Below are 16,550 nucleotides of genomic sequence, written 5' to 3' on the forward strand. Positions count from 1 at the left end.
TTCTTGAAAGACCTCACATATATCAATATTTTATCGACAGGGTTATTATTCTATTACTCTCGTAGCAAACATTTTGGTTATCGCCTTCATGAACTTAAATCTTATAAAACACTTTCTTGCTGTTTATGACTTTAACAGCATTTCCAAAGCGGCAGATTTCATGAACATTAGCCAGCCATCAATGAGCGCTGCGATAAAAAACTTTGAAGAGCAATCAGGTAAAAAGCTATTTCACCGTACCAGTCGTTCAATTCAACCCACCGATGAAGCGCACTACCTTGCTGAGCAATGTAAGGATATTTTACATCGACTTGATATTGCATTTAATGAAGAACGTAAACTGAATGTTTGCTGCACCGAAGTGGTATTACAGTCATTGCCCAGTATTGAAGATGCTTATTTTATTGAAACGCCCGCTGTTGAATACAGTACGTTAGACCAATTAAGAACAGGGCAAATTGATATCGTTATCGATGATATTTCGGTATCAGATCATTCATTTACGGTTGAAAATATTGGCATACAAAAACTTGCTTTTGCTTGCAGGAAAGAGCACCCAATCATTGGAGATGAACTCACTCTTGAGCAATTTAAAAATGCTGAGCATATTGTACTAAGACTAAATAACCGCAATGTTAGCGCACTAGAAACTCGAACCGATGAACAGTTTGATAGAAAAGTCGTCAGAGAAGTATCGGGGCAATCAAACCTGTTACTCAATGTACGCAATTCAGACGCTATTTGTATTGTCAGCGAGTCAATGTTTGAACTGGCAAATGAGCTGGGGCTAAAAGTGTTAAACGCTCCTTTTACGCTTCGCGACTATGAAATGAAGATGGTTTACCACAAACGAAATATAAATAACCAACGCCATATTACTGTGCGTGAACAAATCAAAACACATTTAATCAGTTCCGCCATTGCATAACATATAACTATTCAAAGAATTGTAATTGTGGCTAACAACTACCCATCAAGCCTTTTGCATAGTTTTAAACTATAGTAGTTATAGGCTTTGCCCAATAGTTATCACTGAGAATCAATCTTAAAATACCTGCCATACAACGAACTTATTATTCTTTAAATGCTTATGAGTTTTCTCAACTAGAAAGCACAACACAGGTTATGACCTTTGTAATAAGCATTTTCTACTCGGTAGCAGGTATCTATATGAAAAAAACGATTTTAGCGTTAACTGTTTTGGCGTCATTTAACGTGTTAGCACATTCACCAAGTGCTTCAGAGCGCTTAATTCATGGCGACCATGATCATTCATTCGATGCCAGTGAATACTCGGTAGTGTTGTCACAAAACTATAACCCGACAAAGAATGGCATCAAATTTATCGATGCAAATAAGTCAGCTGAACAACAAAGCTACTTCCCGCTTGCACCAAATGCCACAACAAAACTTGCTGGCTCATTCCCAGAAGTTGTCTGGCGTGGAGAGCCACTATTTACCCCTGAGTTCAACCAAGAGAATATGAAGCAAGCGCTTGCTGAGGGTAAAATTCATCCAGAATTAGCTTCGATGGAAGAAGCGATGACAAATCCGGTTATCTTCAAATTATCTGACCGTATGTATAATGCATTTGGTTTTGAAGGTGCTTCAATTACCTTCATTCAAGGTGACGAAGGCCTCATCATCTCTGATGCAGGTTCAACCAAAGAAACGGCAGAAGCGATGCTTGCTGCCTATCGTGAAGCAACAGGTGATAAGCGCGAAGTTCACACTATTTTTTACACCCATCACCACCCTGACCAATGGGCGGGAACGGAAGGCTTAGCAACAAGAGAAGACTTTGAAGCGGGTAAAATTAACGTTATTGCCCATGCCGACTTCCAACGAAAAATGAACGAAGAGTCTGGTATTTACTTGAACCAGCAATCAATTCGAACGGCTTATGCATTCGGTGCATTCATTCCGAACAATAATAATTATGACTCAGGTGTTAACCAAGGTGTTGGATACCCTGCCGATATTGTTATGCAGTCGAAAAACAAAAGCTTTTTTGCGCCGAATATCTTAGTTGACGATTTGTTGATTCTAGAAATTGACGGTTTAACCCTTGAGTTTTTCCATACTCCAGGAGAAGCGCCTGATGGTGTTGCTATGTATGTCCACGAAACGGGCGATATGGTCGGCGGCGACACGATTCAGGGTGAAACGATTCCTAACCTATATACCATTCGCGGAACGGAATATCGTGATGGCCTAGAATGGGCTGACTCTATTGACCGTATGCGCAGATATCAACCAGTAACACTATCACTGCATCATGGCCGCTCAGCTGTAAACGCTGACCGAGTGGAAGATGTGATGAAAGCTTATGCTGATTCTTTACGCTACATGCAAGACCAGACGGTTCGTTACATCAACAAAGGTTACACAATGCATGAGCTATCTGACACCATTAAGCTGCCAGAAGAGCTAAAAGACCATGATTACCTGCGCCCACTTCGTGGTTCAGAATATCAAAATGTAGCCAATATTTATGCGGGTAATGTGGGTTGGTTTAACGGTGATGCTTCAGAATTCGCTAAACCTGATCATAAGAATATGGCTCAACTTTACGTTGATATGATGGGCGGTGCAGAAGCTATCAAACAAGCTGCGGCCAAAATGATTGCTGAGCAACAATACGGTGAAGCCATGCAAATTCTGACGCATGTTATTCGCGTAGATCAAGATGACATGGCCGCCCGTGAACAAAAAGCGGTAGCACTTGAACGTTGGGGTTGGCAACAATCTACACCAGGCTGGCGTCATTGGGCACTTACAGGTGCAGCAGAGTTACGTGGTCAGCTTGATGGTTTATTAGGTACGATGAATTTCTTTGGTGATGCCAGTAAATTTGTTGACGCGCCAACGGATGATGTTATGTCACTTATTCCTACGCGCTTAATCGCAGAACAACTGAACGATAATGAATCTATCAAGATCAATATGACGGTAGATGGTGCTAAGTATTTAGTGAACATCTCTAACCGCACGATGGCTATCGACAATGGTTTCCAATCTGAGCGAGCTAACTTATCGGTTGAGATGTCGAAAAAAGACCTAGTACACCTATTCTTGGTCAAAGACATTAACGTAAAAGAGTCTTCTGCCAAAGCTGTTAAGGGTGACATTGCCGACCTTCAACGCTTAGTCGATGTGATTGATACTTTCTCTCCTTTCTACCTACATTTACGCTAACCAAAAAAATGTTGGACGCCTGCATAAGGCGTTCAACATGATTTGTTGCTCTACTATCAGTTAGCTTGGCATTATCCATTTCATCACCTGTATTCATCATGTTGCGTCCCTTTTGTCACTCTTTGTAAAAGTACTGCCAGCGAAGCGCCACAACTTTGATTTTCTACAACAGCTTCCGATGTTTGTCATCGTGAATTAACGGCCAAATAAATACAGCCGCAATGACAATGACAATGACAATCAAAACAACTGATATCCAAACCACAAAAAAGCCCTGAACTTGGTCATAAAGTTCAGGGCTTTTTATAGAATCGATTTTCTACTTACTGGTATCAATCGGCTCAAATGACTTAACCAAATCATCTACCGCTTTCATCTGCGTTAAGTAGTTTTCTAACTGATTAAGTGGCAATGCACATGGGCCGTCACATTTCGCGTTATCAGGATCTGGATGCGCTTCAATGAACAAACCCGCAAGACCTAATGCCATACCGCTACGTGCAAGCTCAGTTGCTTGAGCGCGGCGACCACCGGCACTGTCTGTACGTCCACCAGGACGTTGCAGCGCATGAGTCGCATCAAAAATGACTGGGTAACCAGACTGCTTCATTTCATCCATACCTAGCATATCAACAACTAAGTTGTTGTAACCAAAGCTTGAACCACGTTCACAAAGAATAATGTTGTCGTTACCCGCTTCATTAAACTTTTTAATGATATGGCGCATTTCATGTGGCGCTAAAAACTGCGGTTTTTTCACGTTAATGATTGAACCCGTTGCCGCCATAGCAACCACTAAGTCGGTTTGGCGGGCCAAAAATGCTGGCAGCTGGATGATATCAACCACATCAGCCACTGGTTGGCACTGATGAATTTCATGTACGTCGGTAATGATAGGCACATTAAAGGTTGATTTGATTTCTTCAAAAATCTTCAAGCCTTCTTCCATACCTGGACCACGGTATGAGTTAACTGATGAACGGTTAGCTTTATCAAAAGAGGCTTTAAATACATACGGAATGCCTAGCTTTTGTGTCACTTCAACATAATGCTCTGCAATCGACATGGCCAAATCACGAGACTCAAGCACGTTCATGCCGCCAAATAAAACAAACGGTTTGTCATTTGCAATTTCAAGTTCGTTCAAACCAATGATTTTTTGTTCCATAGTCAGTTCTCTTTTATCAATACTCGTCGCGTTAAGTGTTTAACGCGACATAAAATGGGGCTAAACAGCAATAATCTGTAGTAACTGTCCACATAGCCATGCCATATAAGTTCCTACAGCATAGCCCAATACCGCTAATAACACGCCAACAGGTGCCAATGCAGGGTGGAATGCTGCAGCAACCACTGGCGCAGACGCTGCGCCGCCAACGTTAGCTTGGCTGCCAACCGCCATATAAAACAGCGGCGCTTTTATCAGTTTAGCGACAATCAGCATAAAGCTTGCGTGGACAACCATCCAAATCATACCAATGGCAAAATACCAAAGGTTTTGCTCGTCAGCGAGCTTTGAGACATCCATGTGCAAACCAATGGTCGCCACAAGGATGTATAAAAATGCCGAAGCGACTTTTGATGCGCCGGCCGCTTCTAACTGTTTAACAGGGCTAAATGATAACGCAAGACCAATTGAAGTCACTAGTACCACTAACCAGAAGAACTTAGAGGTTAAGCTGTAATCTCGTGTCCACGGGTAGTTAGTTTCAAAAAATGGCCCTAAAAAGTCAGCTGCAAAATGCGCTAACCCTGTGACACCAAAGCCAATAGCGACAATTAACATTAAATCACGCAGTGACGGAATACGTGCATGTTCAGCGTGGTACTTTTCAACTTTTTCCTTTAGCGCTTCAAGTGCAGTCGTATCCGCCCCTGTTTTAGCATCAATCTGTTTTGCCCGTGATGCCATGAGTAATAACACTGCCATCCAGATATTAGCCACAATCACATCAACCGTGACCATCACAGAGAAGATATTGCCGCCTGCTTCATAAATCTCTTTCATTGATGCTTGGTTAGCGCCGCCGCCAATCCAACTGCCAGCAAGGGTTGTCATGCCGCGCCATACTGCATCTGGGCCATTACCACCCAATACATCTGGGTTAATCGCTGAAATAATCAGTAAGGCAATGGGGCCGCCAATCACAATGCCCACGGTGCCAGTTAAAAACATCACAATCGCTTTGGGGCCAAGACTTAAAATCGCTTTTAAATCGACACTTAAAATCAGTAGCACTAAACAAGCGGGTAATAAGTAGCGTGAGGCAACGTAATACAGTTTTGAAGTATCGCCGTCGACAATACCAAAAGTATTTAATAACGATGGTAAGAAGTAACACAACAATAAGGCTGGAATGAACTTATAAAACTTTTGCCAAAATGGATGTGAAGAAGAACTGGTGTAGAAAACGAAGCCTAGAATAACGGCTAATAAGCCCAATGCCGTAGCATCATTAGTGACCATCGGAGTGGCAGTCATGAACAATCTCCCTTGCAAATGCATTTCATTGTGAATTATTTTTATTGTTGTGCTTTTTAGCACTTATTTTTGTTTATTATTTTTTAGCTTATCAACTCATAACGGTTAATTTTAACAGCTATTTTTTATGGTTTAACGTTACTAACTTAACGTTACTAACTCAGTTCTACTGCTTAAGTTTTACTGCTTAGGTCTTTCTACTTAGGTTTTATTGATGAATCGTTATTGATTTTCTGGGTGGTTATTATAAAAAATTCAGGCTCAATAAATGAGCCTGAATTCACACTTTACCAAACAAAATCTAATGGTAAGTTTGCGGTTGGTCGCTGAGTTCTTTTAATTGCATTTTAACGATTTCAGTCACGGGATCGTGTGGACTGCTATCAATAAAGTGCTGTAAATCAGAAATCGCCACTTTAATACACCCCAATTGCTGAGCAATAAAAGCACGTTCGCGATTTAAATTAACGTCATCAGGATGCCATTGTAGGAGTAAGTTACAGCACTCCATTGCCTGCTCAAATTGATGAGTGACAATACAGCCTGCTTTTAGCTCATGCAGCATGCGGGTGATTAATCGCTTAAGCGACGCCGTTTTAAGGTACTTTGGCTTTAGCATTGCAGAATTACCAAGTTCACCGCGCACTAACAGATGCAATTGGTGACGACTTAGCTCAAGACCCGTTAACGGATCGATATACACGATATTGTCATTAATTCTTGAACGGACCACTGTTTGACCAGGAAGCAGCACTGCATCTAAGGTGATATCAAGCTGCTTAGCCAATAAGATCATGACCGTTGCCAGTGTTGTACTATTGCCTTGACGGCTCATAATACAACTGCCTAAATCGGCAGCTTCAACACTGAAGTAATCTTCACGCGCACAAAAGCCTAAGTCGGTATAAAACCAACGCAGTAAACCTTCAAAACGTTGTTGCGGATCTTCAACATGTAAGCTCATTACTGAACCGGCAATTTCATACCAAGCCCATAATGCTTTTTTCTCTTGAGAAAAACCTAAATGCTGCGTAATTTCGAATGCAGTGTCGGGGATCTTCACTGCATCATTCATTTGATGTTTAGCCATGAAACTCTATTAACCCATTAATACAACTTGTTTAAAATGAGCCAGCCTGGCAGCTAATACGAGCCATCCAATAGCGCCTAAAAAGGCAAAGATTTTAAAGAATTTATTGCGGTCACCTTTTAATGCCATTACACCTAGACCGATGTAAGCAAGTACTGCAAGAAACTTCTCTGTCATCCACGCATCCACAAAAGGATACTGCTTGATCATGAAGCACAATGTCAGTCCTGACAATAATAAGAAGGTATCAATTACATGCGGTGCAACTTTGATGAACTTCTTGTCCATCACTGGAGATTGGCGCATATGCAGGACAAAGCGAGTAATAAAGAATACCACACTTAATAAAATGAAGGTTAAGTGTGTGTGCTTAACAGCAGGGTATAGACTGTAAAAGGTTTCCATTATTGTTTTTCTCTTTGAGCTACAGATAAAATGGACGCTAGTTTACTTCATCAAGCAACCGGATAGCAACGTTAGGCAAAACCGCCTTTTTACAGCCTAGTCAGCCATCGACTTTATTGAAGATAACCTTAGGTTCAAAAGCTTAATTAACCTTGCCATTGCCCTAATGTGCAGCGGTCATTACTACCAAAATCTCGCACTGTCGCCACATTGTCATAGCCAAGATCAATTAACTTTTTTCTGACCACTAACGCTTGCTCAAAACCATGCTCTAGCAATAAATAGCCGCCTTCAGATAGATAGGCTGTTGCATGCTCGGCAATATGGAATAAATCGGCATAGCCTTGTTCAGCTGCAGTTAACGCACTTGATGGCTCAAAACGTACGTCACCTAAATCAAGGTGAACATCGGTTTCGTCAATATAAGGCGGATTAGAAACAATCAAATTAAAATCTTGATGGGCAACTGCGCTAAACCAATCTGATTGCAAGATGTTTACCTGGGGCAAATTGAGGTTTTCACGATTGGCTTTAGCCAGTTCAACCGCATCGTCGACCTTATCGATTGCAGTCATATTCCATTGTGGTCGCTCTGACGCCAGCGAAAGTGCAATTGCCCCTGTTCCTGTGCCTAAATCCAATACTTTAGCATCTTTCTCCAAAGGCAAATTTAGAGCAGTTTCCACTAAAATTTCCGTATCAGGACGCGGAATAAGCGTAGTAGCGTTAACAATAAATGGCAGCGACCAAAACTCACGTTCACCAATAATATGAGCAACAGGTGTTCCCTGGTTACGCTTTTCAATCATGGCTTTATAAGCATGAAACTGATCGGCTGTAAGCACTTTTTCAGGCCAAGTATAAAGGTAACTACGGGGTTTATTAAGACAATGCAGAAGCAAGGCTTCTGCATCGATGTTAGCCGACTCGGATGAGTCGACTAATTGGCTATACGCCCACTGCAAAGATTCCGCAATGGTAGAAAAAGAAGATTGTGGCAACGTCGTTCCTTAGTCATTTTAATAACTATTGAAGCTAGCTATTGAAACTAGCTATTAAAACTTGCTATTAAAATAAGTCTTTGAAATTAATCGTCAGCTAATGCTGCAAGCAAATCGGCTTGTTCTTCTTGCATCAATGGCTCAATGATAACGTTTAAGTCGCCTTCCATGATTTCATTTAAGCGATATAAGGTTAAGTTGATACGATGCTCACTCATACGACCCTGTGGGAAGTTATAAGTACGAATACGCTCAGAGCGATCGCCACTGGCAACCAAGTTACGACGAGTTGATTCTTCTTCACTACGACGCTTTTCATCTTCAACCGCTTGCAAGCGTGCCGAAAGCACACTCATTGCTTGTGCACGGTTTTTATGTTGCGAACGTTGATCCTGACATTCCACCACAATACCTGATGGTACGTGAGTAATACGGATTGCTGAATCGGTTTTGTTGACGTGCTGACCACCCGCACCTGATGCGCGGAAAGTATCGACTTTTAAGTCAGCTGGGTTAATCGAAATTTGTTCCGCTTCTGGTACTTCTGGCAATACAACCACTGTAACAGCAGAAGTATGTACACGGCCTTGTGATTCTGTTTCTGGTACACGTTGAACACGATGTCCGCCAGATTCAAACTTAAGCTTACCGTAAACACCTTCACCAGAAACTTGAACGATCAATTCTTTAAAGCCACCATGTTCGCCTTCGTTAGCGTTCATGATTTCAAGCTGCCACTTGTTTGATTCACAGTAACGTGAATACATACGGAATAAGTCACCAGCAAAAATTGCCGCTTCATCACCACCCGCACCTGCGCGGATTTCAATAAAGGCGTTACGATCGTCATTAGGATCTTTAGGTAGGAGCAAAATTTGCAATTCGTCTTCAAGACGGGCAATTTCAGACTTTGCTTCTTTGATTTCTTCTTGCGCCATTTCGCGCATTTCAGCGTCATCTTCAGCTAACATTTCGTTTGCAGACTCAAGGTTACCTTGAGCCTCTTGAAATGAAGTGAAGCTTTTAACGATGTCTTCTAATTGAGAAAATTCTTTTGATAAGGCACGAAAGCGGTCTTGATCCGCAATTACACTCGCATCACTTAGTAATGCTAACACTTCTTCATTACGTTCAAGCAAGCCTTCCAGCTTGCGAATAACCGACTCTTTCATTTAACTCTGTTACCTTAATTTTTATCTAAACCAAGCGTGACGCGTAATTGGCCTAAGGTATTCAAGTCCCCTTGACGACTAGCAGATGTTAACGCTTGTGTCGGTGCATGGATTAAGCGATTTGTGAGGCGATTAGCTAACTCTAAAATCACTTGCTCATTGTCACCACCTTGAGTCAATTTGTTCAAGGCGCGTTCTACTAATTCGTCTTTAATTGCCAAACTTTGGCTACGGTATTCTCGAATACTATCTACAGACTCTAACGATCTCACCCACTCCATAAATACATGGGCTTGTTCATCGGCAATTATCTCTGCCTGCTCGGCGGCTTCTTTACGTGAAGCCATGTTCTGTTCAATGATGCTGTGCAAATCGTCCACAGTATAAAGGAAAGCATCGTCTAATTCGCCAACTTCTGCTTCAATATCTCGTGGAACGGCAATATCAACTAATAACATAGGTTGATGACGACGTTGTTTCAGCGCCTTTTCAACCATACCTTTACCTAATATCGGTAATGGACTGGCGGTAGAGGATATCACGATATCGGCTTTAGGTAGATAGTCTGGTATTTCTTGTAAGGTAATTGCTGTGGCATTGAACTCTTCACACATGGCCTGTGCACGCTCAACCGTGCGGTTAGCAACCACAATACCGGCGACGTCATTGTCTTTTAAATGCTTGGCAACCAGTTCAATGGTTTCACCCGCACCAATTAGCAACACATTGGTGGTACTCAGTGAGGAGAAAATATGTTTCGCCATGCTCACAGCTGCAAATGCGACTGAAACAGCAGCGGCGCCGATTTCAGTTTCGGTGCGCACTTTTTTGGCGACAGAGAAAGTATTTTGAAATAGGCGATCAATCGTTACTGCCGTTGTACCCGCTTCTTTGGCTTTAACGAAGGCTTGCTTCACTTGCCCTAAAATTTGCGGTTCACCTAGCACTAATGAATCAAGACCCGAAGATACGCGCATCAAATGCTTAACGCACTCTTGATTTTCATAGCTATAGATACATGGCAACAACTCTTCGTGAGTTAAGTCATGATAATCCTCAAGCCACTCAATAATGTCTGCTTTAGAGCCATTATTACAATAGAGTTCGGTGCGATTACAGGTCGACACGATAACGGCTTCGCCAGAACTAGTGCGGCTCGCCAGACTCTTCATGGCGTCATGAATTTTATCTGGTGAAAAAGCGACTTTCTCGCGAAGGTCGACTGTGGCGGTTTTATGATTTATTCCGATTGCTACTAGGCTCATTTGACTCGTTTTAAGTTCTTCGCGGGATCATTAATTAGGCTATTCTACTTAATTGATAAAACTAAAAACACAATTGGCTTAACAAAACCGAATAATTGTCTATATTTTTTCTAATTATTCTATCTTGTTAACAAAAATATAGGAAAGTTGACCAATTCTATTAAACATTATGATGCCTATAAACGCCTAACAAGCAAAGCTTTCTTACTATATTTACTTCTATAGGTTAATAAAAACCCAAATATCTAAATGGATTTTTACAATCGTGCTTTAGGTCAGTAGAATAAAGCATCACTATATATAGGTAGCGAATTCTTTTGCGATATTTAACATTTTTCCTGCAACGCATGATGTTAGTTTGTTGTCTTTTTCTTACCGCTTGTTCGGTTAAGCCTCCCCATAAACTCACCAATATTGATGTTAACCAAGCTAGTGAAACTAAAGCTTGGGAGTTACAAGGTAAGCTTGCTTTTCGTTCTGACGCCGACAAATTTAGTACTAATCTATTCTGGTTTCATGACCATAGCTTTAATCAGCCTCATGATGAATTAACACTCACTACTGTGATTGGCACAACGGTACTGTCGCTAAGCTCAAAACAAGGCCTCGCCAGTATCGATGTACAAGGCAAAACCTATACAGACAGAGATCCACAGCAGCTAATCTCACGTGTTAGCGGCATGCAGATCCCATTGAATAAATTGCCACTTTGGATTACAGGTCAAGTCACCAGTGACGACCAAATTGAAGCATATCACCCTGATGGCAGCATTAAAGCCTTTACCAGTAAAGACATCAGTGGAGATTGGCAAGTCAAGTTTATGAGTTATCAGCAGCAAAGCGGCGCCAATGTGCCAAGATTGTTACAGATTAATCGAGCTGATGTACAAATCAAGATCCAAATTAATCAATGGCAAGCTTTAGCCCCGATGCTTGAAAACCGTTAATTTACCGTCACTGAGTTAAGTGAAGTTAAATCAGTTCAGTTAAATCCGTTAAGCTAATAAAGTTAACCTAATAAGCCCTTTAATAAAGAAGCGTTATATGATCACCGCGACATTGAATACTCATGAAACTTCAACCTCTATTTCAGCAAACTGGCCAGCACCAGCAAAGTTAAACTTGTTTTTGCACATTACAGCCCAGCGCAGTGATGGATATCATGAGCTACAGACGTTATTTCAGTTTATTGACCAATGTGATTACCTGGACTTTTTGCCCACAGAAAATAAAACATTAACCTTACATTCAGAATTATCTAAAGTTGTCGCAGAAAAAGATAACTTAATTCTAAAGGCCGCAAAATCATTACAAGAATATTGCAATTATCAAGGCGGCGCAGAAATTTGGTTACGTAAAAATTTACCTATGGGGGGGGGATTAGGTGGCGGTTCTTCTGACGCAGCAACCACATTAATCGCCTTAAATCGGCTGTGGAAATTGAATTTACCGCAACAAACCTTGGCTGAAATCGGTCTCAAGCTTGGTGCGGATGTCCCTGTTTTTATTAATGGTTTTTCTGCTTTTGCCGAAGGTGTCGGTGAACGACTCATCAACGTTGAACCACAAGAGCTATACTATTTAGTGATCGTGCCAGATGTACATGTATCGACTCAGGCAATTTTCCAAGATCCATTGCTTCCTCGCAACACGCCTAAATTAGCAATAGATACATTAATGCATAAGAATTGGACAAATGATTGTCAGAAGTTGGTCGCAGAAAAGCACCCTCAAGTTGCCAATGCATTAAGCTGGCTGGTAGAATATGCGCCGTCAAGAATGACCGGAACTGGCGCATGCGTCTTCGGTGAGTTCGAACAGCAGCAAACCGCATTAGATGCACTGGCAAAACTGCCAACAACTATGCATGGTTTTGTTGCTAAAGGCTTGAATCAGTCACCTTTATTGACTCGATTAAGCCAAAGCTAAAATATTTCTAAAGGTGTAATACGGTAAAACCAACTGTTCAGTTCACAGTATTTTATCTACATTTTTAGCCACTAACATTAAAGCCAACACCTGAGGTTCATAAAGTGCCCGATATCAAGCTCTTTGCTGGTAACGCTACCCCTAAACTAGCCAAAAAAATAGCCGACCGTTTATTTTGCAAACTTGGCGATGCAGTAGTAGGCCGTTTCAGCGACGGTGAAATCAGTGTTCAAATCAATGAAAACGTACGTGGTGCTGATGTATTCATCATCCAGTCTACTTGTGCGCCGACTAACGACAACCTGATGGAACTTATCGTCATGGTTGACGCTTTACGTCGTGCATCTGCAGGCCGTATCACTGCCGTTATTCCTTACTTCGGTTATGCTCGTCAAGACCGTCGTGTACGTAGTGCTCGTGTACCAATTACTGCGAAAGTTGTTGCTGACTTCCTTTCAAGTGTTGGTGTTGACCGCGTACTAACTTGTGATTTACACGCTGAGCAAATTCAAGGTTTCTTTGATGTGCCAGTTGATAACGTGTTCGGTAGCCCAGTACTGCTAGAAGACATGTTAGGTAAAGAACTTGATAACCCAGTTGTGGTTTCTCCAGACATTGGTGGTGTAGTACGTGCTCGCGCTGTAGCTAAACTACTTGATGATTCTGACTTAGCAATTATCGATAAGCGTCGCCCACAAGCGAACGTTGCTCAGGTAATGCATATCATTGGTGACGTACAAGGTCGCGACTGTATCATCGTAGATGACATGATCGATACTGGCGGCACACTTTGTAAAGCTGCTGAAGCATTAAAAGAACATGGCGCAAACCGTGTTTTTGCTTACGCAACTCACCCAGTGTTCTCAGGCAATGCAGCGGCTAACATCGCAGAATCAGTGATTGATGAAGTCATCGTTACTGACACTGTGCCATTAAGCCCTGAAATGTTAAAAGTAGAGAAAGTGACTCAACTGACAATGTCAGCAGTACTTGCCGAAGCGATTCGTCGTGTAAGCAACGAAGAGTCTATCTCAGCGATGTTCCGTCACTAATCAATTATTTGAATTAGTCGCTGGCTTAAGGTATCTGGCTTAGATCTTTGAGTTAGGTCTTCGACTTAGCGCCGACATCGAAAAAACGCACTCAATCGAGTGCGTTTTTTATTGGCTGTTATTTGGCATAAATCAATCTAGATTAATAACCCATAACTCAGTACCCTATTGGCTATAAAAATAATTCAACAATAAGTCATTACCCATGTTTAAGCCTTTCTCATTAATCTCACTGTGTTTTGTTGGCCTAATCTTATCCACTCAAGTCACTGCGCAGTGGCATCAAAAGAGCTTTGAAGTCATGGGGACCCAAGCTCATGTTGAATTTTGGCTTTCAGAAGCAGATAAGAATACAGATTTAACTCAACAACAAACTGCAGATAACCTCATCATCGCCGTCGAACAAGAAATGCATCGCATCGACCGATTAATGAGTCCTTATAAAGCAGACAGCGAATTAAGCAAAATCAACCAACTGGCAGGGAAAGAGGCCGTTGTGATTAATCAAGAACTGTTTGATTTGCTGCTTGATTCACACAAGATTGCTGAGCTGACAAACGGCACATTTGATATCACTTACGCCTCAATTGGTTATCAATACGATTACCGCCAAGGACAAAAGCCAGCGAAACCCGAGATAAACCAAGCCCTCGAAGCTATAGATTACCGCGCAGTAACCTTAGACAAATCACAATCTAGTGTTCGTTTTAAAAACCAAGATGTACGGATTGATTTAGGCGGAATAGCTAAAGGACATGCCGTTAAGCAATGCTTAGCCATTTTACAAGCTGCAGGTATTAAGCATGCCTTAGTCAGCGCAGGTGGTGATACTGGACTGCTCGGTGACAGACGCGGCCGCCCATGGTTTGTCGGTATTAAGCACCCTAGAGCCGCTGAAAAAACAGCGGTGCAATTACCACTGGCTAACGAGTCAATTTCAACATCAGGTGATTACGAGCGCTACTTCATCGAAGATGGCGTGCGTTATCATCACATCATTAATCCTAAAACCGGCGACTCGGCCAGAAAAGTGGTCAGCGTGTCCGTCATTGGTAAAGACTCAACTTACGTTGATGCCCTATCAACAGCCGTATTTGTAAAAGGCTTACAACAAGGCATGACGCTGATTAACCAATTGCCAGAATACGAAGCGATTATTATTGATAATCAACAGACGTTACATGTATCAGAGGGACTACAACAGGATTAGATAAGTGGTGGATTAATGGCAGGTGCTGGGGGAGCGTTATAAGGCTCCACTTATTTTCTCTCACCCAACATATTTTCAGCACCTACTTAATTAATTTTCTTCTTCAAAAAATATCAGTCAGGTTATTTTCGACTTAATAGATCTTTTGTTACAACGAGAACCGTCGACTGCACCAATACACCATTATTTTCATGAGAGACAACCACATAATCATCAAGCTCATTTAGCAAAACAACTTTCAAAGGTTTTTCAGAATAAGGGAATTTTAGATATAGATATTTACGTAATTTCTTATCAGAATAATCTTTATGATTACCAAATAAATCAAAAGAAGCTGAATTAATTAATTTTTCAAGAGCAAATTGTGAGTAGTTAATCAGATTGGACGCATTATCCGATGACCAGCTGTTATCACCTGATATAGGGAGTGATTTGCCATTAAAAAAATAATAATTTTTAGTAGATTGAATATCCGATATTGGATCAATAATTCTAACTGTAAGTCTAAATTCAATTTGAGCTAAATTATCAGAATCTAAGATAAGCTTAGCTGATGGTAACAGAATTAAATTTGGTGACTCTGTATCATTTACAATCTTAAGTTCTCTATCAAAAACCTGTTTTTGGATAATATCCGTTAATACTTCATCAAACTTTACACTCAATGTTTCATTTTCATTGTCAAATGAAACTGAATTATTTAATTGATCGACTAAGATTCCCAATATACCAAAATGGTTTGATAAATTACTTCTACCAGAAAGAAATACTTGGCTATCAGCTACTAAATAATCACCAGCGGGTATTTCCGTGGTTGTAGATATAGTAGCCGAAGAAGATTGGATTTTTACAGAGCCAGAATATTCAGGGACAATAATAGGCTCATAATGTGTCGCACAGCCAGAAATCCAAAGAAAACAAATAAAGGCAAAAAACCTTTTTATAAACTTATAAATAATATTCATAACAACCTAATATTTGTATTGTGCGCATGCACATTTAATAAACCAAATACTTAAACCTTACTAAAGCAAAGCCATTGATTAATAAGCACTCTATCAGAGTCCTGTTGGATAAACGAGTATCTATATTGGAAAGTAAACATATAAGCTGATGCCATATTTGATTGCTTAATTTCCAAACTTCGTTTGGATTAAGTTCAACGTCGTGGCGCTTCGCCCACACCAAACGAAAGGGAAACAACAGCATTTCCCTTCTCGACATCCCTTGCCGCCCCTACGAAATTGCTCTAAAAAACGAGCAGGCCTCATGCTTATTCGAAAATATCTAACGCTTTAGATAGGCCATCCCTGGCCAACTAAAGCTAGCCTGACGTCCTGTCAGGCTTACGCCATTTTCTTCAACACATTTCAGCAATTTCAAGGGGAACATTGAGCCTGCAAGTTCTCTTGTTGTTTCTAATTTTGAAAGTTGTTTGTACTTATTATGCTTTTGAGCTTCTTTGAATGTTCAATTTGAATTGAGGTAAGCAAGAAAATCGCGTGAGTCCAGACATGGATGTGATGTGGTCAAGTAAATCTGTACACGCTTAGGGGAGTTATTATCATGCCGCCATTTCAGCTGCCGTAGGGGTCATATAATTATTGTAACTATGCCCGCGTTTTGTATTGTAATGTTTCAATATGTAGTTCAGCACATCATGTTTTGCTTCATTAAAATGTTGATATCCTTTCTTTGGCATCCATTCCGTTTTATAGCTTCTAAAAAAACGCTCCATTACGGCAT

15 protein-coding genes are annotated in these 16,550 nt (G+C 41.1%); 6 read left to right on the forward strand and 9 right to left on the reverse strand.

Features of this window, described 5'->3' with window-relative positions; translation table 11 throughout:
• The first annotated feature begins 88 nt into the window (after positions 1 to 88).
• Together LMH66_RS01930 and LMH66_RS01935 are read left to right on the forward strand one after the other, a co-directional pair.
• On the forward strand, positions 89 to 928 hold the full coding sequence (locus LMH66_RS01930; protein WP_229368117.1) for a LysR family transcriptional regulator: 840 nt from the start codon (positions 89 to 91) through the stop codon (positions 926 to 928).
• A gap of 242 nt (positions 929 to 1,170) precedes the next feature.
• A complete protein-coding gene (locus LMH66_RS01935) occupies positions 1,171 to 3,198 on the forward strand; it encodes an alkyl sulfatase dimerization domain-containing protein (RefSeq protein ID WP_229368120.1) in 2,028 nt (675 codons plus the stop codon).
• A 319-nt stretch (positions 3,199 to 3,517) separates the two neighbouring features.
• Here the strand turns inward: LMH66_RS01935 and kdsA are convergent, their stop codons facing one another.
• From kdsA to hemA, 7 genes are all read right to left on the reverse strand, one after another.
• A complete protein-coding gene (gene kdsA, locus LMH66_RS01940; protein ID WP_102528051.1) occupies positions 3,518 to 4,366 on the reverse strand; it encodes a 3-deoxy-8-phosphooctulonate synthase in 849 nt (282 codons plus the stop codon).
• Between the two features lie 60 nt (positions 4,367 to 4,426).
• Entirely contained in the window at positions 4,427 to 5,680 is a 1,254-nt protein-coding gene (locus LMH66_RS01945) for a DUF819 domain-containing protein (RefSeq protein ID WP_102528052.1), read from the reverse strand.
• 301 nt (positions 5,681 to 5,981) lie between these two features.
• Entirely contained in the window at positions 5,982 to 6,770 is a 789-nt protein-coding gene (locus tag LMH66_RS01950; protein WP_229368122.1) for a SirB1 family protein, read from the reverse strand.
• A gap of 9 nt (positions 6,771 to 6,779) precedes the next feature.
• On the reverse strand, positions 6,780 to 7,175 hold the full coding sequence (locus tag LMH66_RS01955) for a SirB2 family protein (RefSeq protein ID WP_102528054.1): 396 nt from the start codon (positions 7,173 to 7,175) through the stop codon (positions 6,780 to 6,782).
• A 146-nt stretch (positions 7,176 to 7,321) separates the two neighbouring features.
• Positions 7,322 to 8,176: a peptide chain release factor N(5)-glutamine methyltransferase gene (gene prmC, locus LMH66_RS01960; RefSeq protein ID WP_229368124.1), complete on the reverse strand. Its 855-nt coding sequence runs from the start codon at positions 8,174 to 8,176 to the stop codon at positions 7,322 to 7,324.
• Positions 8,177 to 8,262: 86 nt separating this feature from the next.
• The gene (prfA, locus tag LMH66_RS01965; protein ID WP_102528056.1) at positions 8,263 to 9,348 is read right to left on the reverse strand and encodes a peptide chain release factor 1; all 1,086 of its coding nucleotides are present in this window, start codon (positions 9,346 to 9,348) and stop codon (positions 8,263 to 8,265) included.
• 14 nt (positions 9,349 to 9,362) lie between these two features.
• Positions 9,363 to 10,613, reverse strand: a complete 1,251-nt coding sequence (gene hemA / locus LMH66_RS01970) for a glutamyl-tRNA reductase (RefSeq protein ID WP_229368126.1) — start codon at positions 10,611 to 10,613, stop codon at positions 9,363 to 9,365.
• Positions 10,614 to 10,930: 317 nt separating this feature from the next.
• Here hemA and lolB point away from each other — a divergent pair, with 317 nt between their 5' ends.
• The 4 genes from lolB (at position 10,931) to LMH66_RS01990 (ending at position 14,804) form a co-directional block, all read left to right on the forward strand.
• Positions 10,931 to 11,560: a lipoprotein insertase outer membrane protein LolB gene (lolB, locus tag LMH66_RS01975; RefSeq protein WP_229368128.1), complete on the forward strand. Its 630-nt coding sequence runs from the start codon at positions 10,931 to 10,933 to the stop codon at positions 11,558 to 11,560.
• Positions 11,561 to 11,657: 97 nt separating this feature from the next.
• On the forward strand, positions 11,658 to 12,542 hold the full coding sequence (gene ispE / locus LMH66_RS01980; RefSeq protein WP_229368130.1) for a 4-(cytidine 5'-diphospho)-2-C-methyl-D-erythritol kinase: 885 nt from the start codon (positions 11,658 to 11,660) through the stop codon (positions 12,540 to 12,542).
• Positions 12,543 to 12,646: 104 nt separating this feature from the next.
• A complete protein-coding gene (locus LMH66_RS01985) occupies positions 12,647 to 13,594 on the forward strand; it encodes a ribose-phosphate pyrophosphokinase (protein ID WP_102528060.1) in 948 nt (315 codons plus the stop codon).
• A gap of 205 nt (positions 13,595 to 13,799) precedes the next feature.
• On the forward strand, positions 13,800 to 14,804 hold the full coding sequence (locus tag LMH66_RS01990) for an FAD:protein FMN transferase (protein WP_229368132.1): 1,005 nt from the start codon (positions 13,800 to 13,802) through the stop codon (positions 14,802 to 14,804).
• Positions 14,805 to 14,926: 122 nt separating this feature from the next.
• Here LMH66_RS01990 and LMH66_RS01995 read toward each other — a convergent pair whose 3' ends face one another.
• Positions 14,927 to 15,769 (reverse strand): hypothetical protein, encoded by an 843-nt coding sequence (locus LMH66_RS01995; RefSeq protein WP_229368135.1) that lies wholly within the window; start codon positions 15,767 to 15,769, stop codon positions 14,927 to 14,929.
• A gap of 599 nt (positions 15,770 to 16,368) precedes the next feature.
• Positions 16,369 to 16,550: integrase core domain-containing protein (locus LMH66_RS02000; protein ID WP_420709391.1), on the reverse strand; the 182-nt coding region annotated here is incomplete at its 5' end.

It is taken from the genome of Shewanella sp. 10N.7 (genome assembly GCF_020806285.1).
GTDB classification, from domain to species: domain Bacteria; phylum Pseudomonadota; class Gammaproteobacteria; order Enterobacterales; family Shewanellaceae; genus Shewanella; species Shewanella electrodiphila.

Bases quoted from the DNA above. Each gene is read 5' to 3' on its own strand.
- LMH66_RS01930 (WP_229368117.1), top strand. From the start codon at position 89: ATGAACTTAAATCTTATAAAACACTTTCTTGCTGTTTATGACTTTAAC.
- LMH66_RS01935 (WP_229368120.1), top strand. From the start codon at position 1,171: ATGAAAAAAACGATTTTAGCGTTAACTGTTTTGGCGTCATTTAACGTG.
- kdsA (WP_102528051.1), bottom strand. From the start codon at position 4,366: ATGGAACAAAAAATCATTGGTTTGAACGAACTTGAAATTGCAAATGAC.
- LMH66_RS01945 (WP_102528052.1), bottom strand. From the start codon at position 5,680: ATGACTGCCACTCCGATGGTCACTAATGATGCTACGGCATTGGGCTTA.
- LMH66_RS01950 (WP_229368122.1), bottom strand. From the start codon at position 6,770: ATGGCTAAACATCAAATGAATGATGCAGTGAAGATCCCCGACACTGCA.
- LMH66_RS01955 (WP_102528054.1), bottom strand. From the start codon at position 7,175: ATGGAAACCTTTTACAGTCTATACCCTGCTGTTAAGCACACACACTTA.
- prfA (WP_102528056.1), bottom strand. From the start codon at position 9,348: ATGAAAGAGTCGGTTATTCGCAAGCTGGAAGGCTTGCTTGAACGTAAT.
- hemA (WP_229368126.1), bottom strand. From the start codon at position 10,613: ATGAGCCTAGTAGCAATCGGAATAAATCATAAAACCGCCACAGTCGAC.
- ispE (WP_229368130.1), top strand. From the start codon at position 11,658: ATGATCACCGCGACATTGAATACTCATGAAACTTCAACCTCTATTTCA.
- LMH66_RS01990 (WP_229368132.1), top strand. From the start codon at position 13,800: ATGTTTAAGCCTTTCTCATTAATCTCACTGTGTTTTGTTGGCCTAATC.
- LMH66_RS01995 (WP_229368135.1), bottom strand. From the start codon at position 15,769: ATGAATATTATTTATAAGTTTATAAAAAGGTTTTTTGCCTTTATTTGT.